Source organism: Brevundimonas sp. BAL450 (assembly GCF_015767455.1).
In the GTDB taxonomy this organism is placed as follows: Bacteria; Pseudomonadota; Alphaproteobacteria; order Caulobacterales; family Caulobacteraceae; genus Brevundimonas; species Brevundimonas abyssalis.
Window position 1 is genome coordinate 1 of record NZ_JADWOW010000035.1, and the last position, 268, is coordinate 268.

The following is a 268-nucleotide window of genomic DNA, read 5'->3' on the forward strand; positions in this document are numbered from 1 at the left end:
AGGCGGTGGGCGACATCACCTTCGCCCTGGCCGACCCGCTGGTGGATGACGTGCTGGTGGTGGACGAAGAGGATTTCGAGAGAGCGGTGGCCTTCTATGTCACGCTCGAAAAGACCGTGGCCGAGGGCGCCGGCGCCGGCGCCCTCGGCCACGGTCTTTTCGAGCGTGACATAGAAGGCCACCGCTCTCTCGAAATCCTCTTCGTCCACCACCAGCACGTCATCCACCAGCGGGTCGGCCAGGGCGAAGGTGATGTCGCCCACCGCCT

General features: G+C 65.7%; 1 pseudogene. It reads left to right on the forward strand.

Features of this window, described 5'->3' with window-relative positions:
• Positions 1-268: pseudogene (locus IWC96_RS15880) on the forward strand (hypothetical protein); the annotation flags it as partial.